Source organism: Alcaligenes sp. SDU_A2, from assembly GCF_038237375.1.
In the GTDB taxonomy this organism is placed as follows: Bacteria; Pseudomonadota; Gammaproteobacteria; order Burkholderiales; family Burkholderiaceae_B; genus Alcaligenes.
This window is the reverse complement of record NZ_CP151273.1, coordinates 1,757,188-1,782,948: the sequence shown is the minus strand read 5'-3', so window position 1 is coordinate 1,782,948 and position 25,761 is coordinate 1,757,188. Positions and strand designations below refer to the sequence as shown.

The window sequence follows — 25,761 nt, the reverse complement described above, 5'->3', positions numbered from 1 at the left end:
CGTATTTTCGCAAAGGCGCCATCATACCAGTCGCGCCGCCTCAATCGCGGCCAAAAACAGCCGCAATGCCCTGCCCGCCGCCTATGCACATGGTCACCAGGGCATAGCGTCCCCCGATACGTTGCAGCTCGTGCAAGGCCTTGACGGCAATGACCGCACCGGTTGCGCCTATAGGATGGCCCAAACTGATGCCGCTGCCATTAGGGTTGACGCGCTGCGTATCCAGGCCCAATTCCCGCGATACGGCGCAGGCCTGAGCGGCAAAAGCCTCGTTCGATTCGATGACATCCAAGTCCGCCACCGTCAAGCCAGCCCTGTCCAGCGCCGCGCGCGTGGCGGGTACCGGCCCCATGCCCATGATGCGCGGCTCCACGCCGGCATGCCCCCAGGACAGCAAGCGCGCCAGCGGCGTCAGACCCCGGATCTTGGCTTCTTGCGCCGACATCAACAGCACTGCGGCCGCGCCATCATTCAAACCGGACGCATTGCCCGCCGTGACGCTGCCTCCTTCCTTCAGAAACACCGGCTTGAGCGCGCTGAAGTTATCGAGCGTCGCATCCTTGCGTACATGCTCATCCTGGTCAAACACAATCTCGCCCTGCCTACCCTTCTGGACAATAGGCACGATCTGCTCGCGAAAGAAACCCTGTTCAATGGCCCGCTGCGCGCGCAGATGCGACTGCAAAGCCAACTCATCCTGATCGCCTCGGGTAATGCCGTACTGCCGCGCCACGTTCTCGGCGGTCATGCCCATGTGTACCCGATCAAACGGATCGGTCAAGGCTCCGGTCATCATGTCCATCATGACGGTATCGCCCATCCGCGCACCCCAACGGTGCGCGCTGGACATATACGGCGCACGGCTCATGCTCTCGGCACCGCCGGCCAGCGCCACCCGCGCATCGCCCAGCAAAATCCCTTGGGCGGCGGACACAATGGCCTGCAGGCCAGAGCCACACAGGCGGTTCACGTTCATGGCCGGCGTACCGTAACCGATACCGGCCTGCACGGCAGCCACGCGCGACAGATACATATCGCGCGGCTCGGTCTGGATGACCTGCCCCATGACCACATGCTGCACATCCCCGCCTTGCACACCGCTGCGATCCAGAGCGGCGCGCAGTACCGCCGCCCCCAATTCAACGGGTGACACATTCTTGAGCGCGCCGCCAAAATCGCCGATAGCAGTACGGCATGCCTGGACTACGACCACCTCTGTCATGATTTTCTCCCTGCGCCCGACCGGGCGCGGTAAAAAATACGCGGACGCACGTTCGCACCCGCTGCTGTCTGCCCTTTTTTGCTAGTTCGGCGGCACCGATCCGAGACAAGAGCCACCATTCGCAGTAAGGTTTCTGATACGTTATACAAAACACCCGCCGCTGATAACCCTTTTTCAAGGAATTCCCTCATGTACGAGCGCATTCTGGTCGCCACCGACGGCTCGGAGCTGTCCAACCACGCCGTCCAGCACGCATTGAATCTGGCCAAATCCTGCAAGGCCAAGCTGATCGCCCTGCGCGTCATCCCGCGCTATCGCCAAAGCTATCTGGAAGGCGGCCCCTTGCTGGACAAAGAAATGGACAGCCGCGTCGAAGCGCAGTGGCTCGAACACGCCCAGAGCGAGCTGGCCGCCGTCAAGCAAGCCGGCAAAGATATTGGTGTGTCCGTCAAAGCCGTGGTCGCCAAATCCGATCTGGTCGCCGATGCCATCATTGCGGCTGCCGAAAAGCAGCAAGCCCAGTTGATCGTCATGTCCTCGCACGGTCGCAAAGGGTATAAGCGCCTGCTGCTGGGCAGCGAAACTCAGCATGTGCTGACTCAATCGGAAATCCCGATTCTGGTCATACGCAAAAAGACCAAGAAAAAGTAAGGACTGGCAGGCCCCGCCTTTACCCGCAGCGGCGGCCTGCCTATGGAACAGACACAAAAAAAGCGCAAGCGGTGATGCTTGCGCTTTTTCTTCATGCCGGATGCCGTTAGTTGGCGTCCGTGCTGCAGTGCTCGCCGTTTTGCTCCGACTTGCTCTCAGCGTCTGTTTCCCGTGTTGCTTTCTTGGGAGCGACCCAGTTAAGGGGCTCGACCTCAAAGGCCTGTTTGCGACGAACCGGTTTTGATTGACTCAAGACATACTCCTGTTGGCATCGACTGGGAGCGCCCCCTCAGCGCCCCGATTAGTTGATTGTATCAATGATTAGAGCGCAAATCAATTTTTAGTGATAAATAGGCATGTATTCGCGTCAAATAAACATAACTTAAATAAAGATATTGGCACAAAGGGAGACAAAACCATGGAAACCCTGGATCGCGCCCTACGCTATTTCTTGTGCATTGCGCACGTGGAATCCCTGTCGCGCGCTGCCGACGAACTAGGCCAGAACCAGTCCGGCATCAGCAAGCAATTGGCCGCCCTGGAGCGAACGCTGGGCAAGCCGCTATTTGTGCGTACCGGGCGCGGCGTGCGCCTGACCGATGCAGGCCAGTTGCTGCGCGAGGCCATCGAACCGGCCTATCGCCGCATTGATCTGGCGGTCGACACCATACGCCAGCGCCACGGCGTCAGCCAAGGCACGGTTCGCCTGGCCACGGTACACACGCTAAGCTATTACTTCATGGCCGATGTGGCCGCCAGCTTCATGAGCAGCCACCCCAATGCCAATCTATCGCTGCTTGGGCGCAGTTCGCCCGATGTGGTGGCGCTGGTAGAAAGCGGCAAAGCCGATATCGGCTTTGTCTACGATGCCGCCGTCGACTGCGCCGACCTGATTTCCCATCCGCTGTTCGATGACCAGATGTGCCTGATCTCGGCCCGCACCGAGCCGCTCCCCAATGCCGACCTGAATACCCAACCGCTGCGTCTGGTGGGTTTCCCAAGCCATTACGCGCTGCGCCGCATGGTACACAGCAGCGGACTGGAGCCCGAGTTCGTCGCCGAAGCCGAAACCATCGATGCCATGCTGCGGCTGGCCTCGTCGGGCGTAGGTGATTGCATCCTGCCCACCCGCATCCCCGACAAGTTGCTGGCCGACTACGGGCTGCGCAAATTCCCCATCGCGCACCCGCCGCTGCAGCGCCGGGTCGTCGCCATCTTGCGCGCCGACCGTCAGCCGCAAGCTCTGACCACGGCGTTGCTGAGCTGCGCGATGACGATTGCCCAAGAGATGCAGACCACACCCACGGAATAGCTGCTATGAGCGCAGCATCATGGCTCGCACGACCTTGTCCAGCCCATACTTGGGCCAGGTCCGCCGGGGGGCGGACCCATAACAATACCCAAGGAGACAAGATGCAAAACGCACTCAGAGACAAATCGTATTTCGAGAACCGTGTCACCCAGGACATGGCCCGCCATCTGCGCCCCGTCGAGCGCAGCATCCCTGAAACCATGGCCTACGCCTGTCGCATCCTGGCCATGACCGACCAGGAGGCCGGCCTGGCCGGGCAGATCAGCGTACGTTCCGTCGTGCCCGACGCCTACTGGACCTTGCGTTTTGGCCTGGGCTTTGACGAAGCCACGCCAGAAGACTTCATCGAAGTCGATCGCGACCTGAACGTACTGAGTGGACACGGCATGGCCAATCCCGCCACGCGTTTTCACCTGTGGGTCTACCAGAGCCGCCCGGATGTACACGCCATCATCCATACCCATTCGCCCTGGGCCAGCGCCTTGGCGGCCGCCCGCCAGCCCCTGGTCATCGCCCAGATGGACATGACTCCGCTGCATGAGGACTGCGCCTTTCTGCCCGACTGGCCTGGCGTGCCCATCGCCGACCAGGAAGGCGTCATCATCTCCAAGGCCCTGGGGCAAAAACGCGCCATCATCCTGGCGCACCACGGCTACCTGACCGCCGGGCACTCCTGCGAAGAGGCCACCTATCTGTCGGTCTATCTGGAACGGGCCGCGCGCATGCAGATTCGCGCCCAGGCCTTTGGCCCCTTGACGCCCGTCGATGACGAACTGGCCCGCGAGGCGCATGACTACCTGCTCAAGCCCTCGATCGTGCGCGCCACCTTCGACTACTGGGCGCGGCAAACGCAGCGCGCCCCAGGCCTGCCCAAACTCTAAGCCGTCCCCCTACCCTTTCTGCAAGGATACGGACATGACACAGCCTGCAACGCAGGCGGCGCGGTCGCGCCGCCACTATGTCACGGCGGGATTGGCCAGCATGATGGGCACGACCATCGAATGGTACGACTTCTTCCTCTACGGCACCGCCGCCGCTCTGATTTTCAACCAAATATTCTTTCCAGCCTTCGACCCGATCACGGGCACCTTGGCCGCTTTTGCCACCTATTCTGTCGGTTTTTTCGCCCGCCCGCTGGGCGGCATTGTCTTTGGCCATTTCGGCGACAGGGTCGGACGCAAGTCCATGCTGCTCATCACCTTGTTCATGATGGGCATACCGACCATCCTGATCGGCTTGATTCCTTCCTACGAAAGCATTGGCTACTGGGGAGCCGTACTCCTGGTGCTAATGCGCTTTTGCCAAGGTGTCGCCGTAGGCGGCGAATGGGGCGGTGCCGTGCTGATGGCGGTGGAACACGCCCCGGAAGGAAAAAAAGGCTTTTTTGGCAGCCTCCCCCAGGCCGGCGTGGCACCGGGGCTGATCCTGTCCTCGCTGGCCATGAGCGCGGTCGCCTCCCTGCCCGAAAAAGATATGCTCAGTTGGGGCTGGCGCATTCCTTTTCTGGCCAGTGTCGTGCTGCTGCTGGTGGGCTGGTTCATACGCCTGAAAGTGGCCGAATCACCCGACTTCGAGCACATGCAGAACAAGGGCGATAAGGTCAAAATGCCCGCCAAAGAAGTGTTCACGCTATACCCACGCGAACTGCTGCTGGTCATCGGTGCCCGTCTGGCTGAAGTTACCTGGTTCTACACCGTGGTGACCTTTGCCTTGGCCTATGCCACCGGCACGCTGGAGCTGCCGCGCACCGTGCTGCTCGATGCCACCATCTGGGGAGCGGCGGTAGCGCTGTTCGCCATGCCCTTGTTCGGTTTGCTGGGCGACAAATTGGGCCACAAATGGGTGTTCATTGTCGGTTCGGTCGGCATACTGGCGTACGCACCGCTGTTCTTCGATCTGCTGCAGACCCGCGACACCGGACTGATCACCCTGGCAATGATACTGGCCCTGGGTTTGGTCTATGCCTGTCTGTACGGCCCGCAAGGCAGCTTGTTTTCGGCGCAGTTTCCGGCCGAAGTGCGGTACAGCGGCATTTCCATCGCCGTGCAGATCTCGGGAGCCTTGGGCGGCGGTCTGGCCCCCATCGTGGCCACATCCCTGCTTGCATGGGGACAAGGCAATCCGCGCTACATCGTCTGGTACCTGAGTCTGCTGGGTGTGTTGGCGCTTGCCAGCGCCTGGCGCATGCACGGTCCGCAACGCTTTAGCGCGCCGACCGCGCCCATTACCCCCCAGACGGCACGACCCTGATCGTTGCCACTCACAACGCGGCGACCGGAACGGCTTTCCGGTCGCCGCGCGTCCATCGCCCTTAGCGCGCCACGCAATCCACGTAGTAACGTGTCTGACCCGCCGCGTCGCGCTCTTCCACAAAACCATGAATGTCCGTGCCGAAACCAGGACACTGCTGGTTCAATTCGCGGGCGAACTTCAGAAAGTCCACAATGGTCTTGTTAAATGCCTCGCCCGGAATCAGCAAAGGAATGCCCGGAGGATATGGCGTGATCAGATTAGTCGTAACCCGCCCTTCAAGCTGATCGATAGGCACCCGCTCGGTACGGCGCTGCGCAATGCAGGCAAAGGCCTCGCTGGGCCGCATGACAGGCACCACCTGCGACAAATACATTTCCGTGGTCAAACGTGCGATATCGTGGCGCGCGTACATCTGGTGCACATGCTGGCACAGATCGCGCAAGCCCATTTCCTCGTAGCAGGGATACTGACGGGAAAACTCGGGCAACACGCGCCACACCGGCAAGTTCCTGTCGTAGTCGTCCTTGAATTGCTGCAAGGCGGTAACCAGCGAATTCCATCGTCCCTTGGTAATGCCGATGGTGAACATGATGAAAAAGCTGTAGAGCCCGGTCTTTTCCACGATGACGCCACGCTGGGCCAGGAACTTGGTCACGATGGAGGCCGGTATGCCAGTGGTATCGAAGCGCCCGTCCAGATCCAGCCCAGGGGTGACGATCGTTGCCTTGATGGGGTCCAGCATATTAAAGCCATCGGCCAATGGACCAAATCCGTGCCAGCCGCCATGTTCGGGGTCGTTGCGAATGATCCAGTCCGCAGGCTGGCCGATGCCGTCCTCGGTCAGCCGCGGCGGCCCCCATACTTTGAACCACCAGTCGTCCTGCGCGAACTGAGACTCGACCTTGCGCATGGCGCGTCGAAAATCCAGAGCTTCGACAATGCTTTCCTCGACCAACACCTGACCGCCGGGCGGCTCCATCATGGCCGCGGCCACATCGCAGGACGCAATGATGGCGTACTGCGGACTGGTGCTGGTGTGCATCAGATAAGCCTCATTGAACAAATGCCGATCCAGCTTGCGCGTGGCCGAGTCCTGCGCCAGCACATGACTGGCCTGACTGATGCCGGCCAGCAGCTTGTGCGTGGACTGGGTGGAAAATACCAGCGACTCTTTAGGCCGGGGCCGGCTCTTGCCCATCGCATGGAAACTGCCATAAAAAGAATGGAAGGCTGCATGCGGAATCCAGGCTTCGTCAAAATGCAGCACGTCCACATACCCATCCAGCGCCGACTTGATGACTTCGGTATCGTAAATAACGCCATCGTAGGTGGACTGGGTCAGGGTCAGCACGCGGGGCTGGATCGTATCGGCATCCACATGGGCCAGCAAAGGATGGGCGCGGATCTTATCGCGTATGGTTTGCACATCGAACTCGCTGCGCGGAATCGGCCCGATAATACCGAAGTGGTTACGCGTCGGTCGCAGAAACACAGGAATGGCACCGGTCATGACGATGCTGTGCAAAATGGACTTGTGACAATTACGATCCACCACCACCACATCGCCGGGTGCCACGGCATGGTGCCAGACGATCTTATTGCTGGTGCTGGTGCCGTTAGTCACAAAAAAGCAGTGGTCGGCATTAAAAATACGAGCCGCGTTGCGTTCGCTGGCCCCGATCGCGCCATTGTGATCCAGCAATTGCCCCAACTCCTCGACCGCATTGCAGACATCGGCGCGCAACATGTTTTCGCCAAAGAACTGGTGAAAAATCTGGCCGACCGGGCTTTTCAAAAAGGCCACACCACCCGAATGGCCCGGGCAATGCCAGGAATACGAACCGTCCTCGGCATAGTCCAGCAAGGCTTTCAGAAACGGCGGCTTGACCCCTTCCACGTAGGCGCGCGCTTCGCGCACGATGTGGCGCGCCACGAACTCGGGCGTGTCCTCGAACATATGAATGACACCTTGCAGCTCGCGCAAAATATCATTCGGCATATGACGCGCCGTCTTGGTTTCGCCATACACATAAATAGGCACATCGGTATTGCGCTTGCGCACCGCGCGGATGAAAGAGCGCAAATTCATCAAGGCTGGCGCGCTATCTCCGTCCTGCGTGAATTCCTCGTCATCGATAGACAAAATAAAAGCGCTGGCACGGCTTTGCTGCTGTGCAAACTGGCTGAGATCGCCGTAGCTGGTGCTGCCCAACACTTCAAAGCCTTCGGCCTCGATGGCCTCGGCCAGCACCCGTATGCTGAGCCCGGACGCATTTTCGGAACGGAAATCTTCGTCGATGATGACAATGGGAAACTGATAATGCATGCCAATCCTTGAACAAGAAAGTGCCGCGCTAGACGGCCCGAAAAAAGAAAAGCGGACGGATTGCCTGCAGGCTGCAAATGGTGCCGAAATCAGCCCTGGTATTTTCAGGCTTGCATTTAATTTTGTCCTCGTCCATAATTTTACATGTCCCAGGACAAAACAGAAGGCGCGGTGACAGATTGGTTATGTGATGGATTGCAAATCCGTCCAGGTTGGTTCGATTCCAGCCCGCGCCTCCATTTTTAATCTTGGGTATACAGCTCAAACCACACAGGCGTGGTGACAGATTGGTTATGTGATGGACTGCAAATCCGTCTAGGTTGGTTCGATTCCAGCCCACGCCTCCATTTTTAATCTTGGGTATACAGCTCAAACCACACAGGCGTGGTGACAGATTGGTTATGTGATGGATTGCAAATCCGTCCAGGTTGGTTCGATTCCAGCCCACGCCTCCACTTACTTACAGCCAATTGCTCTTTATCAACAATCTATGTCGATAAAATCGAGCTTTAGCGATTTTGCCGTGACTATTGTCCGCCAAGACAATCAAACAACGCATATCCACGTTGTTATTTATACACGGGTTCGCTATCAACAATGATAGACATGTCCTGTGAGCCTGACATCGTCATAGAAAGCCGCGCAAACAAGGCAAAAAATTCCAACGCCGGCATGCTGAAATGCAGATTCTCAACCCGTATCGCGGCTCCTTTTCGGCGCGCGTCGGCAATCCGGGCGGCCGGCGCGTAGTACACAATCACCGACAGCTCGGCCACAGGATTGTTTTTAGTATGTTCACCGGCCAGCACTTTCCACGCTAGCACATCCTCGCCGTCAGCCACCCAGCCCTTGGTCTGTAAATACGCGAGCAAGTTCAAATGTTCATGGTCATCGCCCTGTGCCTGGCCCACCCAAGCCCCTTGCCGGACAGCACGCATGCCGTTTTCGGTACTCATGATTTTTTCCTTGAAAAACGGCAATATCGCCAAAAACCATCTGTACTGCGCCCAAGCAGACATAGGCCCTACACTGATATGATAGTGGCATTCACGCAACACACTGATTGATAAAAAATAGCGCCACTACCATGAAACTTGCCACCTGGAACGTTAACTCCCTGAATGTCCGTCTGCCACAAGTCCTGGACTGGCTACAGAACAATCCAGTGGATGTGCTGTGTCTGCAGGAACTGAAAATCCCCGACGAACGCTTTCCGCTGGAAGCCTTGCAGGAAATCGGCTACCAGGCCCAATGGGCCGGTCAGAAAACCTACAACGGCGTGGCCCTGATCTCGCGCCAGCCAGGCACCGATGTGCAACGCAATCTGCCCAATTACGAAGATCACCAGCAACGCCTGCTGGCGGCCACCTACGAATCACCAGAAGGCCCGGTGCGCGTCATCAGCGCTTACTGTCCGAATGGTCAATCGCTGGACAGCGACAAATACGTGTACAAACTGGAGTGGTTCGCTGCCCTGCACGAATGGCTGCAAAAAGAATTGACCGCGCATCCCCGACTGGCGATTTTGGGCGACTATAATATCGCCCCGGCCGACGAAGACGTACACGATCCAGCCAAATGGGCAGACGATGTACTGGTTTCGCCGCCAGAACGCGCCGCGTTCCAAAAACTGCTGGCGCTGGGCTTGCATGATGCCTACCGGCTCTTCGAGCAGACCGGCAGCCCGTTTACCTGGTGGGATTACCGCCGTTTCGCCTTCCGGCGCGACGCCGGCCTGCGCATCGACCACGTGCTGCTCTCGGACGCTTTGCGACCCCTCTGTTCGGCCTGCATCATCGATCGTGCGCCGCGCGCCAACGAGCAGCCCTCGGACCATACGCCTGTCGTCGCCACCTTGTCCTTTACCTAAACCGGCATTGATCATGCAAGTACAAAGCGAAATCATCCGCCTGACCGATTCGGGTTATGTGCTCCAGATCGCACTGGAAGAACACACACTGTGGGCCTATCTGGCCATCAGCGGCCCGGACCTGGACGCCGTGGCCGATATTGTCCCCGCCGAGCAGTTCGAGGCCGGCGGCGATGTCCACGTCATGGCCATTGCCCAGGCCCAGGACGCGGCCGAGCAGGTGCAGGATGTGCTGTTCAACATGAACCCCAACGACACGGTCGTGTTCCTGTGCGCCGACGCCGCCAGCCTGCAGGCCGTGCTGATCGAATTCGGCCAGACCGGCGAACATACCGACTGACTCTTCTTTTCATTCTTTCTACTTCGACGCGCATTATGTCCAAGAGCTATCCCGGCACCATTTTCATGGTCGTCGCCCCCAGCGGCGCCGGCAAATCCAGTCTGGTCAATGCCCTGCTGGATCAGGACCCCGGCATCATGCTGTCCATCTCGGCCACCACGCGCGCACCACGCCCCGGTGAAGTCGACGGTGAGCACTACTTTTTCGTGGATGCGGCCCGCTTCGAGCAGATGTGCCAGGAAAAAGCCATGCTGGAATGGGCCCAGGTACATGGCAACTATTACGGCACGCCCAGCGCGCCCATAGAACAGGCACTGCAAGCAGGCCGCGATGTGCTGCTGGAAATAGACTGGCAAGGCGCGCGGCAGGCGCGAGAACACTTCCCTGAAGCGGTGGGCATTTTCATCCTTCCCCCGTCGCTGCCTACCCTGGAGGCCCGTTTGCGCAATCGCGGCCAGGACAGCGAGGAAGTCATCGCCCGTCGGCTACAGGCCGCCGGCAGCGAAATCGCCCATGTGGGCGAGTGCCAATATGCTATTATCAATCAAGATTTCGATGAGGCACTGGCGCAACTATCGAGCATTGTTCAGGCCAGCCGCCTGCGCACCGGCACGCAGTCTGTCCGGCATCGCGAACTCTTTCAGCATTTAGGTGCCGATGCCCTGTCGCATCACGCCTGATTTCCCTCCCCTTTCACTTTATTCGACCACAGGTCTACTATGGCACGCATCACTGTCGAGGATTGCCTGGAGCAAGTCCCCAACCGTTTCAAACTGACCCTGGCTGCCGCCTACCGCGCGCGCGAATTGGCTCAGGGCCATGAGCCTCGTCTGGACAGCAAAAACAAGCCCACCGTTACGGCCCTGCGCGAAATCGCCGCCGGCGCGACCGGTCTGGAAATGCTGCGCAAGGTTCCTACCTGATCCTTCGGCGGAGTTCTGTATGGCATTTCCGGGCTTACGCGGCGCATCCTCTGGTCTTTTGGCCGTCCTTAAAAAAGGTTCGCGGCTGGGACGCCGCAAGCCTAAGCCCGATACAGGCGCAGCGGCGCTGCCCGTGCAAGACAATGGCAACGCCGCCATTGCCTCGCTGGCACCGCTGACCAAGATCATCTCCCTGTATCTGGACCCCAAGGACGTCGAACGCGTACGCGAAGCCTACCGTTTCGCCGACCAGGCCCACCTGGGCCAGTTCCGCGCCAGCGGCGAACCCTACATCTCCCACCCCATCGCCGTCACCGAAATCTGTGCCGGCTGGAAACTGGACGCCGACGCCCTGATGTCGGCCCTGCTGCACGACGTCATCGAAGACCAGGACGTCTCCAAACAGGAACTGGCCGAAAAGTTCGGCACCGACGTCGCCGAAATCGTCGATGGCCTGTCCAAATTGGAAAGGCTGGAATTTGCCACCAAAACGCAACAGCAGGCCGACAGCTTTCGCAAGATGCTGCTGGCCATGTCGCGCGATGTGCGCGTCATTCTCATCAAGCTGGCCGACCGCCTGCACAATATGCGCACGCTGGATGCGGTCAAGCCCGAAAAACGCCGCCGCGTCGCCCAGGAAACCCTGGACATCTATGCCCCCATCGCGCATCGCCTGGGCCTGAACACGCTGTTTCGCGAACTTCAGGACCGATGCTTCAAAGCCATGTACCCCAACCGGTACAAGGTGTTGCACAAAGCCTTGATGGCCGCGCGCGGCAACCGCCGCGAAGTATTGGGCAAAATCACGGAAGCGGTCAAAATCGCCTTGCCGGCCGCCGGCATCGAAGCAGAAATATCCGGTCGCGAAAAGTCGCTCTACAGCATTTTCTGCAAAATGGTCGAGCAGAAAAAATCCTTTTCGGATGTGCTGGATATCTACGGCTTTCGAGTCATCGTCCATACCCTGCCGGAATGCTATCTGGCGCTGGGCACGCTGCACCAGCTCTATCGCCCCGTGCCGGGCAAATTCAAGGACTACATCGCCATTCCCAAGGTCAATGGCTATCAGTCCTTGCACACCACGCTCATCGGCCCGTACGGCACTCCGGTGGAGTTCCAGTTCCGCACCCGCGAAATGGATCATGTGGCCGAAGAAGGCGTGGCGTCGCACTGGTTATACAAAGAAGACGACGTCACCCTGAACGATCTGCAAAAGCGCACTCACCGCTGGTTGCAGTCTTTGCTGGACATCCAGAGCCAAACCGGCGATTCCGCCGAGTTCCTGGAACACGTCAAGGTGGATCTGTTCCCCGACGCCGTCTATGTCTACACCCCCAAGGGCAAGATCATTTCTCTGCCCAAGGGTGCCACGCCGGTGGACTTTGCCTACAGCATCCACACAGATATCGGCAACCACGCCGTGGCCTCCAAGATCAACGGCGAATTCGCGCCCCTGCGCACCGAGCTCAAAAGCGGCGACTCGGTCGAGATCATCACCTCTCCGGCTGCCCGCCCCAGCGCGCAATGGCTCAACTATGTCCGTTCTGGCCGCGCCCGCTCGGAAATCCGTCATTATCTGCGCACTGTCAAATACGAAGAATCGGTGGCATTTGGCCGCCGCCTGCTGGATCAAGCCTTCGACCAACTGGGCCTGCCGCATGCCGGCGACCAGGACCCCAATTGGGAAAAGCTGGCCAAAGGTTCGGGTGCCGCATCGCGCGAAGAAATTCTGGCCGATATCGGTCTGGGCAAGCGCCTGGCTGCCGTGGTGGCACGCCGATTCGCCCCGGAAAACGCCCTGCTGGAAACCACTGCCGCCGCCTTTGACGAAATCACCGCCAATACGTCGGCCCCGATTCTTATCCACGGCAACGAAGGTCAGGCCGTGCAATTAGCCCCTTGTTGCGGCCCTTTGCCGGGCGACGCCATTATCGGCGGCATACGGCTGGGCCACGGCCTGGTCGTTCACATGGCCGAATGCGCCGTCGCACAGCGCGCCCAAGCCAAAGAACCCGAACGTTGGGTACCGGTCATGTGGGACAGCAATACGGCCCGCCACCTGTCTACCCGCCTGGACGTTACCGCCATCAACGAGCGCGGCGTGCTGGGACGTTTGGCAGCGGAAATTACGGATGCCGACTCCAATATCATCCATATATCCATGCCCGACGAATCCGCCGCCACCTCGGTGCTGCACCTGACCGTCCAGGTAGACAGCCGCACCCATTTAGCGCGCGTCATACGCTCCATCCGGCATGTGCCGCAAGTGCAAAAAATCGTACGCGTAAAGGGTTGAACTGCGCCTTACCGCTGTTTTCAGACCAGTGCCTGCATCACTGGAACCGCCTCAAGGTATGGATGATCCAGGCACACCCACCGTCAACCGTCAGACCCGCAAGGCCCATTGTGCCGCATCGACTGCGTGCAGGTACGTGGTGTCAAAAAGCAGGGTATCGGGTAGATGCTGCTGCTCCACAAGCAGGGAGATCTCGGTGCAACCAAGAATAATGGCTTGCGCCCCTTCTTGCTTCAGGCGGGCAATGACAGACAAATACGTCTGACGCGACTCGGGCAGAACCCTGCCCAGGCACAGTTCTTCATAAATAATGCGGTGCACATGCTCTCGATCCGCAGCCTGTGGCGTCAGCACCTGCAGACCGTGTCGATCTTCAAGCCGAACACGATAAAAATCCTGTTCCATCGTAAAACGGGTGCCCAAGAGTCCTACGCACGACAAGCCGGCCTCTTGGATCGCATGCGCCGTGGGGTCGGCAATATGCAGCAGCGGGATATGGACCGCATTCTGAATCTGCGTCGCCACCTTGTGCATGGTATTGGTGCACAGCACCAGGCCATCCGCCCCGGCCCGCTCCAGCCGCTGCGCCGCATCCGCCAATAAAGCGCCCGCCTGCTCCCACTGGCCGGCATGCTGCAGCCTTTCGACCTCGTTAAAGTCCAGACTGTAGAGCACAATGCGGGCCGAGTGCAGGCCGCCTAGCCGCTGCTTGATGGTTTCGTTAATTTGCCGATAATAAGGGATAGTGGATTCCCAGCTCATGCCGCCGATCAGGCCCAATGTTTTCATACCACTCCTTAAGGTTCAGCCGGTAAGACAGCGATCTGGATCGCCACCAGAACAAGAACGACACCGTGGAACTATACCCCCACCAGCCACACCGCCAGTCCATAGGCCAGCACCCCGAGCAATGTGGAGCCGGCAATACCGCCCGGCCAACGCCGGCCCAGCAACACGCCGGCCAGGCCGGCCAGAACCGGAACGCCGTCCACCCACGGCTGCTGCGGGCTGACCAGGGAGATCAGCGACACCGCCAGCAAAGCCACGATGCCCGCCGGCCCGATAGCACCGAACAAGCGTGACCAGACAGTATGGGTATTAGGACCCCGCCCCCCCGAGCGACTGCGCAAACGCAAAGGCAGGTAACGGATCAGGAACGTGCCCAGACCGGCCAGCAGGATCATAAGGATGAAGCCCCAATCCATCACATCCCCTTCATGCACGACGTAAAGCCATCAGGCCGCCCGCCAGCATGCCGGCGATAATCGCCAGATACGAGGGCAGAAACAGCATGGCCAGCACGGCGGATAGCGCAGCGCCCAGCATCACGGCCACAGGGGCACTACGGCGAATCTCTAACAGCAAGGCAAAAAACAAGGCAGGCAATACAAAGCCCAGCGTTTTCTCAAGCACCGGCGATTGACCCAGCAGATCGCCCGCGAAAAACGCCCCCACCGCCGTACCCCCCACCCAGGCCCCATACGCCCCCAGTTGCAGACCGCAATACCAGGACTCCTGCTCCTGCGGCGGCTGGCGTGACAGGCTGCCGGCCGAGGCGGCAAACACCTCGTCGGTCAGGCCGGGTGCCAGCCACAGACTGCGCACCGTACGCGGCCCGCTGAAAAACCCCAGCAGCGCCGGTCCATAAAACAGATGACGCAGATTCATCAACACCACAATGCCCAGAATGCTGGGATACGCGGCTCCGGCCGCCAGCAGACTGATCAAAATAAACTGGCTGGCCCCTGCGTATACGACCAGGGACACCAGCACAGCCAGCCAGGCCGACAGCCCCGCATGCACGGCGGCCAGGCCAAAAGAAATGGCAACGGGCACATAGCCTAGGGCAATCGATGCGCTATCACGCAGCCCTCGTATGTACGCAGCACGACTAATCATAGAAAAACCGCAGTCACGGCTGGAACGCGCCAATAAAAATAGCCGGATCGACCCGGGCATTGTTCAGGCTGACGTTCCAATGCAAATGCGGCCCAGTGGCCCGTCCGGTCGCCCCCGAACGCCCCAGAACATCGCCTTTGCGAACCGTATCGCCCTTGCGCACGTCAAAAGCCGACAAGTGGCAATACATCGTGATCAGCCCCTGGCCATGATCCACAAATACCGTCTTGCCGTTGAAAAAGTAATCTGCCACGATGGTGACCACCCCATCGGCCGGGACTTTGATCGCCGTGCCTGTCGGCGCAGCAAAATCCAGGCCCGAATGCGCGTTGCGCTCTTCGCCATTGAAAAAACGACGCAAGCCGAACGGACTGGTCAAGCGGCCCGGAACAGGTTTGTCAAAGACCACATTACTGGGGCCTTCGGGGCGAAAGCTGGCATAGGCATCCATCTGCTCTTTGTATTCGCGCTCAAAACGCGCCTGCTGCTGCGGGTCCGGGTTGACATGAGCCTTGTTCTTGAGCGTGATGCGCTGTTCCCGATAGCGCTTGCTGCCCACCTGAAAAGACACAGGCTGCGCGCCCTGCACCGTCAAACCATGACGCCCGGCGGCTGTTTTAAGATCAATCCCGACAATGGCTTTCCAACGCTGATCCGCATCGCGCACCACCAAGACGCGGTAACCGTTGAAAGTGACATGAGGGGCCTGTGCGAGCTCGCCCAGATCGACTACGGCCACGCCGCCAGGCACTGGCTTGTGCAGCGTGCGTTCGATGAACGTACCCTGCGGTGCGGCCTGAGCCAGCCAGGGCGCACTGACGACCACAACAGAGGCGGCACCCAGCAGACGCCGCCGCAGAAGGGAAAACTCGGTCCGGCTCATGACAACTCCTTGCTAAAAACACAAACACCCCAAACCGGCAAGCGGCCTGGGGCGTCTGGATACATACTACCTGAACTTATTCCGCGTCGCCGCTGGCAGTCAGTTCCTTCTCGGCTTCGGGCAGCACCTGAACGTGCATATTCTCGCGCATGGCTTGCAACACCGCCTGGGTTTCACTGCGCGCCAACGCCTGATTCAACTGCGCTGTCAACAGGCTAAGCCCTGGATTGCCTGCTTTTCCGGGCTGATGGCTGACGATCTGCACCACGCTAAAGCCTTGCGGTTGGGCAGCACCCACATAAGCCGGCAGACTGTCCACCGGATTGGCCAGCACCTTGTTCAACAAAGCTTCGTCCATTTCAGGGAAAACAGCGCGGCTAACGGCAAACTCTTTGGAAAAGCCCTCGGGAGCCGCGCCACCCTTGAGCTGCTCAAGCAAGTGTTCACCAGCCTGCACCGCCAATTCCCGGGAGCGTTCGCGCACCAGATTTTCGCGTGCTTGATTACGCACTTTATCCAGCGCCGGCACATGGGCGGCCTGCACATCGGTCACACGCACCGCAATCAGGGTATCGGGCGAAATTTCCACTACGCCGGCATTCTTACGCGAATTCATGGCGGTCGGATTGAACAAGGCCTGACGCACGCGGCTGTCGTCCAAGACAGCAGCATCGGGGCTGCTGGCTGCGGCTTTATCGCTGTCAATATGGGAGGCCGGCGTCAAACCCTGCCGCGTAATGCCGTCCACGGTATGAAGCGTCAAGCCCAGCGCCGCGGCGGCCGCCTGCAGGTTTTCTTCGTTGTCGTACACCAGATTGGTCAGCTTGGTCGCCATGTCGGCAAAGCGCTCGGCGGCCAGTTGCTTGCGCACTTCCGCTTCGACCTTGGCACGTGCCTGCTCGAAGGTTTCACCCTGTTCGGCCTGCACATCGTTGATTTTGAAAATATGGAAACCGTTGGGGCCTTCGATGACACCGGATACATCGCCCTTGTTCAGCGAGAAAACCGCATTTTCCAGCACGGCCGGCCAGGAGCCTTTGGTGATCCAGCCCAGTTCGCCGCCATCGCGCGCGCTGCCGCCGTCTTCGGAACTGCTGCGCGCCAGATCGGCAAACGTGGCCTTGTCGGCTTGGGCTTTGTCGGCCAGTTCGCGGGCTTTGGCCTGTGCCGTCTCGCGTTGTTCCTGCGAAGCGCCAGTGGGCAAGGCGACCAGGATATGGCTGATATTGACGCGCCCAGGCTGCACATAGCGCGCCTTGTTCTGCTCGTAATATTGCTTCAGTTGCTCGTCCGTGGGCTTGGCCAGATCGGTCGACGCCGCCGCTTCGTTAAGCAGCAGGTATTCGGCGCTGACCTGCTCGGGCAGCTCCAGCGACGCTTTGTTCTTGTCGTACCAGGCTTGCAGATCTGCATCGGCAACCTGAACCTTGTCCTCGAAGTCGCGCGCCAGGAAAGTGCGGATGCGCACGCCGCGCTCTTCGGTCAGGGCAATTTCCAGCTGATTCATGACGCTGGGCAACATGGCGGTCGTTGTACCCACCGGACCGAGCACCAGATCCAAGGCCAACTGGCCACGCTGGCTTTGTTCGAAATCGCGCACGCTGATGCCGGCCGAGGCCAACACCTGGTTATAAAGTGCGGGCGAAAAAACCCCGTTCTCCTGGAACTGGGGCATGGTGGCGATGGCATCACGCAAGGCAGTATCGGACACATTGAAACGGGCCAGCGTGGCCTGATCGATCTGCACGCGCTGATCAATCAGAGACTCCAGCAACAAGCGACGGGTAGCGGGGCTGTCCGCCTGAGCCAGATCGAAGCCGCCCGGATTGCTGCGCTGCATGTCGTCCAGTTGCATGCGACGGGCGCGATCGAACTCCTGCGCGGTAATGGCGCTGTCGCCCACTTTGACGATATCGCTGTCGCCGGAGACGTAATTGGAATAGCCGCTGACGCCGATCAGGACAAAAGACGGCAGAATCAGCACTAACAAGACCAACTGCATGATGCGTTGGTTCTTACGGATAATCTCGAACATTAATCATCACCTACTTTCGCTTGCAGCGGCGCGCTGCGGGCGGCGCATCAGGACGGGAGCGCAGCTCGGCCTGAAAATATACCGTGTTTAGATTAAGTATGTCTGGCTTAAACAAAGGCTAGGGGTGGATTGTAAATCCAAAACCTTAACCTTACAGTGTACAGCCCCGGTTAAAATAGTACATTGGCTTTTTTATACAGCCGTTTGCGAGTCCACCATGCCCCCTATCGCCCACCATTGGCCCTATCCCAGCCTGATCGCCCATCGCGGCGCGGGCAAGATCGCTCCCGAAAATACGCTGGCCGCCATGCGCGTGGGCGCGCAGAACGGCTTTGCCATGATGGAGTACGACGTCAAGCTGAGCCGCGACGGGGTTCCTATCCTGCTGCACGACGACACGATGGATCGTACCTCGAACGCCAGCGGCCTGGCCTCGGACCATACGCTGGCCGAACTGGCCGATTGGGACTTCGGTGCCTGGCATTCGTCGGCCTACGCGGGCGAACCCATCGCTACCCTTAGCGCCATTGCCGCCTTCACATTGGCCAACCAGATACACAGCAATATCGAAATCAAGCCCACGACCGGGCAGGAAAGCGAGACCGGCCGGCTCGTGGCCCTGGCTGCCCAGCGGCTCTGGGCCAAGGCCAGCCTGCCACCACTGCTATCCTCGTTTTCCGAACACGCCCTGCACGCTGCCCAACAAGCCGTGCCCACGCTGCCGCGCGCCCTGCTCATCGAAGAACACGTGCCGTCCGATTGGCCCGAACGGCTTGAACGCCTGGGCTGCTGGGGCCTGAACCTGAACGATCGCTACACCGACAAAGCACTGGTGCAGGCCATCCGCCAGGCCGGCTATACCGTGGCTGTCTGGACCGTCAACGATGCCGAGCGCGCCCGCGAACTGTTGGACTGGGGCTGCAACGCCATCGTAACCGACAAAGTCACCACCATCCGTCCCGATACTCTTTAACCGGCACTACGCCAGGACTGCTCTTGTTTAGTTATCGCCACGCCTTTCATGCCGGCAATCACGCAGACGTGCTCAAGCACGCCACCTTGCTGCATATCTTTGACTATTACACCCGCAAAGACAACGCCTTCACCCTGATCGACACGCATTGCGGAGCCGGTCTGTACGATCTGGACGACGACTGGGCGCAAACGCGCGGCGAATTCTACGACGGCCTGGACAAAGTACTGCAGCAGGACCATTGCCCCGCACTGATTGAACGCTACATCGACGCCATCGCCCAACTGAACAGCGACGATGTGGCGCGCTACTACCCCGGTTCGCCCTGGCTGGCCCTCAGCCTGCTGCGCCCGCAGGACAGCTTTCATGGCTTTGAGCTGCATCCATCCGAGTTTGAAGTGCTCTGCGAAAATGTGGGACAACTTTATCCACGCGGCAACCGACGCGTAAAGCTGTACCAGCAAAATGGGTTTGAGCAGCTTAACCGTCTGCTGCCTCCACCGTCGCGGCGCGGCATCATCGTCATGGACCCCTCCTACGAGGCCAAATCCGACTACCGGCAGGTCGTGAACAGCGTCAAAGACGCCCTCAAGCGCTTTGCTCAGGCCTGCATCGTGGTCTGGTATCCCATCGTGCAACGCCCGGAAGTGCAACAGCTACAGCGCAGCCTGGAACAGTTGGACACGCCCTGGCTGCACGCCAGCCTGAACGTGCGCGCTCCGGCCACCAACGGCCTGGGCCTGCACGGCAGCGGCCTGTTCATCTGTAACCCGCCCTGGACGCTGAAGGCGGAACTGGCGCAAAGCTTGCCTTGGCTAAAAGAAAAACTGGCCCAGGACGACCGGGCCAGCTATCAGTTGCGCACCTCTGGGCAATAAGAGTCGGGTCAGGCCAGGCGCTCGGACTCTTTCATGTAGCGCCACTGGCCCACGGGCAAATCGCCCAGCACCAGCTCGCCGATGCGCACGCGTTTCAAGCCCACGACTTTCAGGCCCACCATTTCGCACATGCGACGGATCTGGCGTTTTTTGCCTTCACGCAACACAAAGCGCAGTTGATCCTCATTCTGCCAGGACACCTGGGCCGGCAGCAAAGGTTTGCCATCCAGGCTCAAGCCAAAATTCAGCAATTCCATGCCGCGTTCGCTGAGCTTGCCGGTTACACGCACCAGATATTCTTTATCGATGACGGAATCATCGCCGATGATCTGGCGCGCGATTCGCCCGTCCTGAGTCAGAATGAGCAAGCCGGTGGAATCGATGTCCAGCCGCCCGGCCGGTGCCAGGCCACGCAAATGCGCCGGCTCGAACTTCAGGGCGCTGCGCCCGCCCTTGTATTGGGTCGATGCATTGATCAGCGACACCGCGTTACGGTAGCCCGCTTCGGCCTGCCCCGACACAAAGCCCACCGGTTTGTGCAGCAAAATGGTCACCCGCTGGGTCTGACGCTTGCGCGCCTGCTTTTCCAGCGTGATTTTCTGGTTGGGATAGGCCTTGCTGCCCAGTTCGGACACGATTTCGCCGTCCACCCGCACCCAGCCGCGCTCGATGAAAGCATCCGCTTCGCGGCGCGAACACATGCCGCGCTGGGCCATTAATTTTGAGATACGTTCTTTTTCCATGAGCGCTATTTTATGGCTTTGGCGATAATACGGCTCATGAAATTGAGTACGACTGCAAAAAAACCCTGGACCCCTCGGATTCACCCCAGCGCCACCCTTGCCCAGCAACACTGGCTAAACAGGCCCGGTGCCCTGACGGCAGGCCTGCGCCGACTGGGGCACGTAGAACTGCGGGTCGTGCGCGAGTATGCCCATCGCCTGGACGCCCAGGAAGCCGCCCTGATCAGCAAGCCCCCCGGCACGCTGGCCTGGATACGCGAGGTCGCCATGTCTATTGATGGTGTGTGCTGCGTCATTGCGCGCAGTTTCACGCCCCTGGCCGCTTCGCATGGCGTCTGGCAAGGCATACGGCGGCTGCGCAGCCGCCCCTTGGCCGATATGCTGTATAACGACGCGCAGATACAACGATCCGAATTTTTGTCCTGCCGACTGAACCGTGCCATGCCCTTGTGGCGCACAGTCCAGCACGCTTTATGCACCCACAATACAGACAGCCTGCCCATGCCTGCGAACCTGATGGCGCGTTGCTCCGTGTTCTGGCGCTGCGGCGAACCCTTGCTGGTGGCCGAATGCTTTACGCCCGCATTCTGGACACCCGGTGCCACGCTCTCTTAATTTCCAATTATCATTAACTAATAATCTGAAATTATGTAGAGAGTCCTTGCCATGCCCAGCCACCCCGATCAAAGCCGCCACAATGCCCTTGTACTGTCGGGCATGCAAGCATTGGGCGGAGCCAATCCCGCCCTGGTGGTGGCCTTGAGCAGCCTGGTTGGCCAGCGCATGGCCAGCAGCGCCGATCTGGCTACCTTGCCCGTCGGCATTTTCAACTTGGGACTGGCTCTGGGCATTCTGCCCGCCGCCTACCTGATGCGCCGTCTGGGGCGCCAAGGCGGCTACATCATCGGCGCACTGCTGGGCATAGGCGCGGGCCTGCTGGCCGCATCCGGCATTTATATCGAATCATTCCTGGTGTTTTGCCTGGGCACGCTGTTCGCCGGCCTGTACGCCTCGTATGTCCAGAGCTATCGCTTTGCTGCCGCCGACAGCGCCTCGGATGCGTTCCGGCCCAAGGCCATCTCCTGGGTCATGGCGGGCGGCCTGCTCGGTGCCGTCATTGCCACCCAAACCATTGTCCATACACAAGAACTGTGGCCGCAGCACCCCTTTGCCGCCGCCTTTCTGGCGCAGGCGGCCCTGGCGGCGCTGGTCTTGCCATTTGCATTCGCGCTGCGTCTGGGGCGCGATGTAAACCCGGCCAAGGCTGGGCCCTACACCGGCCGCCCCTTGCGCGAGATTGCCGCCAATAGCCGTTTCATCATCGCCGTGCTGGCCGGGGTGGCATCCTATGGTTTGATGAATTTCCTGATGACGGCCTCTCCTTTGGCCATGATCGGCTGCGGCCATAGTCTGAACGACTCCACGCTGGGCATTCAGTGGCATATCCTGGCCATGTTCGGCCCCAGTTTTTTCACCGGCCACCTGATCAAGCGTTTCGGAAAAATCCCCGTGACCTTTCTGGGCATGTTGCTGCTGGGCCTGGCCAGCGTCGTGGCACTGGCCGGCATCAGCGTCGCGCACTTCTGGAGCAGCCTGATTCTATTGGGCCTGGGCTGGAACTTCGGCTTTATCGGCGCGACCAATATGGTGCTGGACTGCTACCGCCCCCAAGAGCGCAGCCGCGTGCAGGCCCTGAACGATTTCATCATTTTTACCTGTGTGGCCCTGTCCTCGTTCACTTCCGGGCGCGTACTGGCCAACTATGGCTGGGAAGGCGTAAACACCTGGACTCTGCCCATTTCGGGCCTGGTCATGCTGGCGCTGGCCTGGCTATGGCTGCAGGACAAACGCGGCCTGCGCCAGGCCCAAGCCTGATCATGGCAAGCGCGCTCCCTGCCCGCTGCGCACGCCACACGGGCCTGCACAGCAGGCCCTGATCACAGTGCGTCGCGTCCGCTCTCGCCCGTGCGGATGCGGATGGCCTGCTCCACCGGCGTTACAAAAATCTTGCCATCGCCGATCTTGCCTGTATGGGCGGCCTTGATGATGCCATCGATCACCGCTTCGCAGCGGTCTGCCGCCACCACGATATCCACACGGATCTTGGGCAGAAAGTCCACCACGTACTCAGCGCCGCGATACAGCTCGGTATGCCCCTTCTGGCGGCCAAAACCCTTGACCTCGGTGACGGTCAAGCCGTTCACGTCCAGCTCGGCCAAGGCTTCGCGGACTTCGTCCAGTTTGAAAGGCTTGATGATGGCAGTGATTTTTTTCATGAGTGCTTGTGCTTCAAGATTTTAAGGAATCGTTCATGTCCATGGACGGGCGGTGACTTTCCGCCGCCAGGCTCAAGCCCAGGCTCAGGTCCCGTCCCGTCGGCGATTGGAACAGACGCAGTCCCATTTCAGGCAGAATCGCCAGAAAGTGATCGAAAATGTCACCCTGGATACGCTCGTGATCAACCCAGGCCGTCTTGTCGGTAAAGCAGTAGACCTCCACCGGGATGCCATCGGCCGTGGGCTCCATCATGCGCACCATCTGAATCATATCCTGATGCACTTCCTTGTGCTGCTTGATATAGGCCATGCAATAGGCGCGAAAGGTGCCGATATTGGTCAGCCGCCGATAATTGACCTCATCCATGCCGGCACGCACGAACTCCTGATTGGTGGCTTCGATCTCGCGCTGCTTGTCCTGCAGATAGTCGCGCAGCAGCACGAACCGGGACAGGCGCTGCACCTCTTGGGGGGTCAGAAAGCGTACGCTGGAAGCATCAAGACTCAAGGTGCGCTTGATGCGCCGCCCGCCGGACTCGAACATCTGACGCCAATTGCGATAGCTTTCGGAAAACAATTTATAGGTCGGGATGGTCGTAACCGTTTTGTCCCAGTTCTGCACCTTGACCGTATGCAAAGCGATATCAATCACAAAGCCATCGGCATTAGCTTGCTTCATCTCGATCCAGTCGCCGATGCGCAGCATATCGTTGCTGCTCATCTGAGTGCTGGCCACTAGCGACAGCAAGGTATCTTTAAAAACCAGCAGCAGCACTGCCGACAAGGCACCCAGACCCGAGAGCAACAGTACCGGCGACTGATCCAGCAAAATCGAGGTCAGGACAATAAAACCGATGGCCCAAACCCCGATCTTGCCCACTTCGATGTAGCCCTTGATCGAGCGGGTGCGGCCGCGGCTGGAATTGGCGTATACGTCCTGCCAGGCCCCCAGCAGGCTGACGATGGCCATGGTGACAAAGGCGCAAAACGCCATCAGAAACAGGCGCGCCACCGGCTGCAGGAACGTCGGGTCCAAAGGCAGCAGCGTAAGGTTAGCCGCCACCACCAGCATGGGCACGGCATAGCCCACATTGCGCACGAAACGGCGCTTGACCAAAGCGCGCGCCCACTCGTCCTTGCCGGCGACTTTCAGGATGCGCCGCACCAAGCTGGAAAGCACGCCGGAAGTGATCCAACTGGCGAACCAGACCAGCAAGGCCAACATGGCAATGCCCGCCAGCACCTGCACCCATAAATCCTGCGGTAAATAACCCTCGATCCGTTGCCATCCCAGCAAATCGGGCAAGGTGCGCTCTTCCACCATATCGGTTCCCTGTCCGCCCGGTCACAAAAATGCGCCGGTTCGGTATCCTAGACTTTCAAAACTCTCTAATATACTGCACAGCGCCCTGCCGACCGGCACGATTTACTATAATTGCCTTCTATGTCTACGAACACACCCAACTCCAATCACGACCAGTTCGCCAACAAGGCCCAAGCCTGGTCCGCCCGTTTTTCCGAACCCGTCTCCGATCTGGTCAAGCGCTATACCGCTTCCGTGGATTTCGACAAGCGCATGGCGCAATTCGACATCCAGGGCTCGTTGGCCCATGCCAGCATGCTGGCGGCGGTCGGCGTCATCAGCGACCAGGACAAGGCAGACATCGAACGCGGCATGGCCCAGATCCTGGACGAGATCGGGCAAGGCCAGTTCCAGTGGCTGCTGGATCTGGAAGACGTGCACCTGAACATCGAAAAGCGCCTGGTCGAACTGATCGGCGATGCCGGCAAGCGCCTGCACACGGGCCGCTCGCGCAACGATCAGGTCGCCACCGACATCCGCCTGTGGCTGCGCAACGAAATCGACATCGCCCTGGATCTGCTGGCGCAGATGCAGCGCAAGCTGGCCGAACTGGCGCTGGCGCAGGCCGATACCATCCTGCCCGGCTTTACCCACTTGCAAGTGGCCCAGCCCGTCACCTTCGGCCATCATCTGCTGGCCTACGCCGAAATGTTCCGCCGCGATGCCGAGCGCCTGCAAGACTGCCGCAAGCGCGTCAACCGCCTGCCCCTGGGCGCAGCCGCCCTGGCCGGCACCAGCTACCCCATAGACCGCGACATGGTCGCCGGCCTGCTGGGCTTTGACGAAGTCTGCCGCAACTCGCTCGATGCCGTCTCGGACCGCGACTTTGCCATCGAGTTCTGCGCCGCTGCCGCCCTGATCATGACGCACATCTCGCGCTTTTCCGAAGAGCTGGTACTGTGGATGAGCCCGCGCGTCGGCTTTATCGATCTGGCCGACCGCTTTTGCACGGGCAGCTCCATCATGCCGCAAAAGAAAAACCCCGACGTTCCCGAACTGGCGCGCGGCAAGACAGGCCGAGTCAACGGCCACCTGATCGCCCTGCTGACCCTGATGAAAGGCCAGCCCCTGGCCTACAACAAAGACAACCAGGAAGACAAAGAAGGTCTGTTCGACTCGGCCGACACCGTGCGCGACACCCTGACCATCTTCGTGGACCTGATCTCGGGCATCAAGGTCAAGCCCGACGCCATGCGCGCAGCCGCGCTGCAAGGCTTTGCCACAGCGACCGACCTGGCCGACTATCTGGTCAAAAAGGGCCTGCCATTTCGCGATGCCCACGAAACCGTGGCGCTGGCAGTACGTGAATGCGAACAGTTGGGCTGCGACTTGGCCGACCTGAGCCTGGAACAACTGCAAGCCTTCGACAGCCGAATCGAGTCCGATATTTTTGGCGTCCTGACCCTGGAAGGCTCGGTCGCTTCGCGCAAACACATCGGCGGCACCGCCCCCGAACGCGTGCGTATCGAAGCACAACGCATTCTGGACCGTACCCCAGGCTGATCGTCACCGCGCAGC

25 protein-coding genes and 3 tRNA genes are annotated in these 25,761 nt (G+C 59.7%); 17 read left to right on the top strand and 11 right to left on the bottom strand.

Going from position 1 to position 25,761, the window contains the following annotated elements; translation table 11 throughout:
• Positions 1–40: 40 nt before the first annotated feature.
• Complete coding sequence (locus AADW57_RS08380) at positions 41–1,222, bottom strand: acetyl-CoA C-acyltransferase family protein (protein WP_341669594.1); 1,182 nt, start codon at positions 1,220–1,222, stop codon at positions 41–43.
• A 189-nt stretch (positions 1,223–1,411) separates the two neighbouring features.
• On the opposite strand from AADW57_RS08380, the gene AADW57_RS08375 reads away from it, so the two are divergent.
• The 4 genes from AADW57_RS08375 (at position 1,412) to AADW57_RS08360 (ending at position 5,435) form a co-directional block, all read left to right on the top strand.
• Entirely contained in the window at positions 1,412–1,873 is a 462-nt protein-coding gene (locus AADW57_RS08375; RefSeq protein WP_341669593.1) for a universal stress protein, read from the top strand.
• Positions 1,874–2,291: 418 nt separating this feature from the next.
• Entirely contained in the window at positions 2,292–3,185 is an 894-nt protein-coding gene (locus AADW57_RS08370) for a LysR family transcriptional regulator (RefSeq protein ID WP_341669592.1), read from the top strand.
• A 101-nt stretch (positions 3,186–3,286) separates the two neighbouring features.
• Positions 3,287–4,066 carry an aldolase gene (locus tag AADW57_RS08365; RefSeq protein ID WP_341669591.1) on the top strand — a complete coding sequence of 260 codons (780 nt, stop codon included), beginning with the start codon at positions 3,287–3,289 and terminating at the stop codon, positions 4,064–4,066.
• A gap of 34 nt (positions 4,067–4,100) precedes the next feature.
• The gene (locus AADW57_RS08360) at positions 4,101–5,435 is read left to right on the top strand and encodes an MFS transporter (RefSeq protein WP_341669590.1); all 1,335 of its coding nucleotides are present in this window, start codon (positions 4,101–4,103) and stop codon (positions 5,433–5,435) included.
• Positions 5,436–5,496: 61 nt separating this feature from the next.
• Here the strand turns inward: AADW57_RS08360 and AADW57_RS08355 are convergent, their stop codons facing one another.
• A complete protein-coding gene (locus tag AADW57_RS08355) occupies positions 5,497–7,764 on the bottom strand; it encodes an arginine/lysine/ornithine decarboxylase (RefSeq protein ID WP_341669589.1) in 2,268 nt (755 codons plus the stop codon).
• A 165-nt stretch (positions 7,765–7,929) separates the two neighbouring features.
• Here AADW57_RS08355 and AADW57_RS08350 point away from each other — a divergent pair.
• From AADW57_RS08350 to AADW57_RS08340, 3 genes are all read left to right on the top strand, one after another.
• Positions 7,930–8,003, top strand: a tRNA-Cys gene (locus AADW57_RS08350).
• 34 nt (positions 8,004–8,037) lie between these two features.
• A tRNA-Cys gene (locus tag AADW57_RS08345) sits at positions 8,038–8,111 on the top strand.
• A 34-nt stretch (positions 8,112–8,145) separates the two neighbouring features.
• Positions 8,146–8,219, top strand: a tRNA-Cys gene (locus AADW57_RS08340).
• A 114-nt stretch (positions 8,220–8,333) separates the two neighbouring features.
• On the opposite strand, the gene AADW57_RS08335 is transcribed toward AADW57_RS08340, so the two are convergent.
• Complete coding sequence (locus AADW57_RS08335) at positions 8,334–8,720, bottom strand: hypothetical protein (protein WP_341669588.1); 387 nt, start codon at positions 8,718–8,720, stop codon at positions 8,334–8,336.
• A 131-nt stretch (positions 8,721–8,851) separates the two neighbouring features.
• Here AADW57_RS08335 and xth point away from each other — a divergent pair, with 131 nt between their 5' ends.
• From xth to AADW57_RS08310, 5 genes are read left to right on the top strand one after another with little or no spacing between them, the layout of a single operon-like run.
• Positions 8,852–9,634, top strand: a complete 783-nt coding sequence (gene xth / locus AADW57_RS08330; RefSeq protein ID WP_341669587.1) for an exodeoxyribonuclease III — start codon at positions 8,852–8,854, stop codon at positions 9,632–9,634.
• 13 nt (positions 9,635–9,647) lie between these two features.
• A complete protein-coding gene (locus AADW57_RS08325) occupies positions 9,648–9,974 on the top strand; it encodes a hypothetical protein (RefSeq protein ID WP_341669586.1) in 327 nt (108 codons plus the stop codon).
• 35 nt (positions 9,975–10,009) lie between these two features.
• Entirely contained in the window at positions 10,010–10,654 is a 645-nt protein-coding gene (gene gmk / locus AADW57_RS08320) for a guanylate kinase (protein WP_341669585.1), read from the top strand.
• A 39-nt stretch (positions 10,655–10,693) separates the two neighbouring features.
• Positions 10,694–10,897 carry a DNA-directed RNA polymerase subunit omega gene (rpoZ, locus tag AADW57_RS08315; protein WP_341669584.1) on the top strand — a complete coding sequence of 68 codons (204 nt, stop codon included), beginning with the start codon at positions 10,694–10,696 and terminating at the stop codon, positions 10,895–10,897.
• Between the two features lie 19 nt (positions 10,898–10,916).
• Positions 10,917–13,193, top strand: coding sequence for a RelA/SpoT family protein (locus AADW57_RS08310; protein WP_341669583.1), 2,277 nt, complete (start codon positions 10,917–10,919; stop codon positions 13,191–13,193).
• 90 nt (positions 13,194–13,283) lie between these two features.
• Here the strand turns inward: AADW57_RS08310 and AADW57_RS08305 are convergent, their stop codons facing one another.
• The 5 genes from AADW57_RS08305 to AADW57_RS08285 form a co-directional block, all read right to left on the bottom strand.
• Positions 13,284–13,982, bottom strand: coding sequence for an aspartate/glutamate racemase family protein (locus AADW57_RS08305; RefSeq protein ID WP_341669582.1), 699 nt, complete (start codon positions 13,980–13,982; stop codon positions 13,284–13,286).
• Between the two features lie 71 nt (positions 13,983–14,053).
• Entirely contained in the window at positions 14,054–14,398 is a 345-nt protein-coding gene (locus AADW57_RS08300) for an AzlD domain-containing protein (RefSeq protein ID WP_341669581.1), read from the bottom strand.
• Positions 14,399–14,408: 10 nt separating this feature from the next.
• Positions 14,409–15,092 (bottom strand): AzlC family ABC transporter permease, encoded by a 684-nt coding sequence (locus AADW57_RS08295; RefSeq protein ID WP_341669580.1) that lies wholly within the window; start codon positions 15,090–15,092, stop codon positions 14,409–14,411.
• A gap of 13 nt (positions 15,093–15,105) precedes the next feature.
• Positions 15,106–15,975, bottom strand: coding sequence for a peptidoglycan DD-metalloendopeptidase family protein (locus AADW57_RS08290; RefSeq protein WP_341669578.1), 870 nt, complete (start codon positions 15,973–15,975; stop codon positions 15,106–15,108).
• A gap of 76 nt (positions 15,976–16,051) precedes the next feature.
• The gene (locus tag AADW57_RS08285; RefSeq protein WP_341669577.1) at positions 16,052–18,010 is read right to left on the bottom strand and encodes a SurA N-terminal domain-containing protein; all 1,959 of its coding nucleotides are present in this window, start codon (positions 18,008–18,010) and stop codon (positions 16,052–16,054) included.
• A gap of 217 nt (positions 18,011–18,227) precedes the next feature.
• Between AADW57_RS08285 and ugpQ the strand changes: the two genes are divergently transcribed.
• Together ugpQ and AADW57_RS08275 are read left to right on the top strand one after the other, a co-directional pair.
• Complete coding sequence (ugpQ, locus tag AADW57_RS08280; RefSeq protein ID WP_341669576.1) at positions 18,228–18,983, top strand: glycerophosphodiester phosphodiesterase; 756 nt, start codon at positions 18,228–18,230, stop codon at positions 18,981–18,983.
• 23 nt (positions 18,984–19,006) lie between these two features.
• The gene (locus tag AADW57_RS08275) at positions 19,007–19,861 is read left to right on the top strand and encodes a 23S rRNA (adenine(2030)-N(6))-methyltransferase RlmJ (protein ID WP_341669575.1); all 855 of its coding nucleotides are present in this window, start codon (positions 19,007–19,009) and stop codon (positions 19,859–19,861) included.
• Between the two features lie 8 nt (positions 19,862–19,869).
• Here the strand turns inward: AADW57_RS08275 and AADW57_RS08270 are convergent, their stop codons facing one another.
• Positions 19,870–20,604: a pseudouridine synthase gene (locus AADW57_RS08270; RefSeq protein ID WP_341669574.1), complete on the bottom strand. Its 735-nt coding sequence runs from the start codon at positions 20,602–20,604 to the stop codon at positions 19,870–19,872.
• A 36-nt stretch (positions 20,605–20,640) separates the two neighbouring features.
• On the opposite strand from AADW57_RS08270, the gene AADW57_RS08265 reads away from it, so the two are divergent.
• Complete coding sequence (locus tag AADW57_RS08265) at positions 20,641–21,219, top strand: chorismate--pyruvate lyase family protein (RefSeq protein ID WP_341669573.1); 579 nt, start codon at positions 20,641–20,643, stop codon at positions 21,217–21,219.
• A gap of 51 nt (positions 21,220–21,270) precedes the next feature.
• Complete coding sequence (locus AADW57_RS08260) at positions 21,271–22,479, top strand: MFS transporter (protein WP_341669572.1); 1,209 nt, start codon at positions 21,271–21,273, stop codon at positions 22,477–22,479.
• Positions 22,480–22,541: 62 nt separating this feature from the next.
• On the opposite strand, the gene AADW57_RS08255 is transcribed toward AADW57_RS08260, so the two are convergent.
• Both AADW57_RS08255 and AADW57_RS08250 read right to left on the bottom strand, forming a co-directional pair.
• A complete protein-coding gene (locus AADW57_RS08255; RefSeq protein WP_341669571.1) occupies positions 22,542–22,880 on the bottom strand; it encodes a P-II family nitrogen regulator in 339 nt (112 codons plus the stop codon).
• A 13-nt stretch (positions 22,881–22,893) separates the two neighbouring features.
• The gene (locus tag AADW57_RS08250; RefSeq protein WP_341669570.1) at positions 22,894–24,204 is read right to left on the bottom strand and encodes a mechanosensitive ion channel family protein; all 1,311 of its coding nucleotides are present in this window, start codon (positions 24,202–24,204) and stop codon (positions 22,894–22,896) included.
• A gap of 120 nt (positions 24,205–24,324) precedes the next feature.
• On the opposite strand from AADW57_RS08250, the gene argH reads away from it, so the two are divergent.
• Entirely contained in the window at positions 24,325–25,746 is a 1,422-nt protein-coding gene (gene argH, locus AADW57_RS08245) for an argininosuccinate lyase (protein ID WP_341669569.1), read from the top strand.
• The last annotated feature ends 15 nt before the right edge of the window (positions 25,747–25,761 follow it).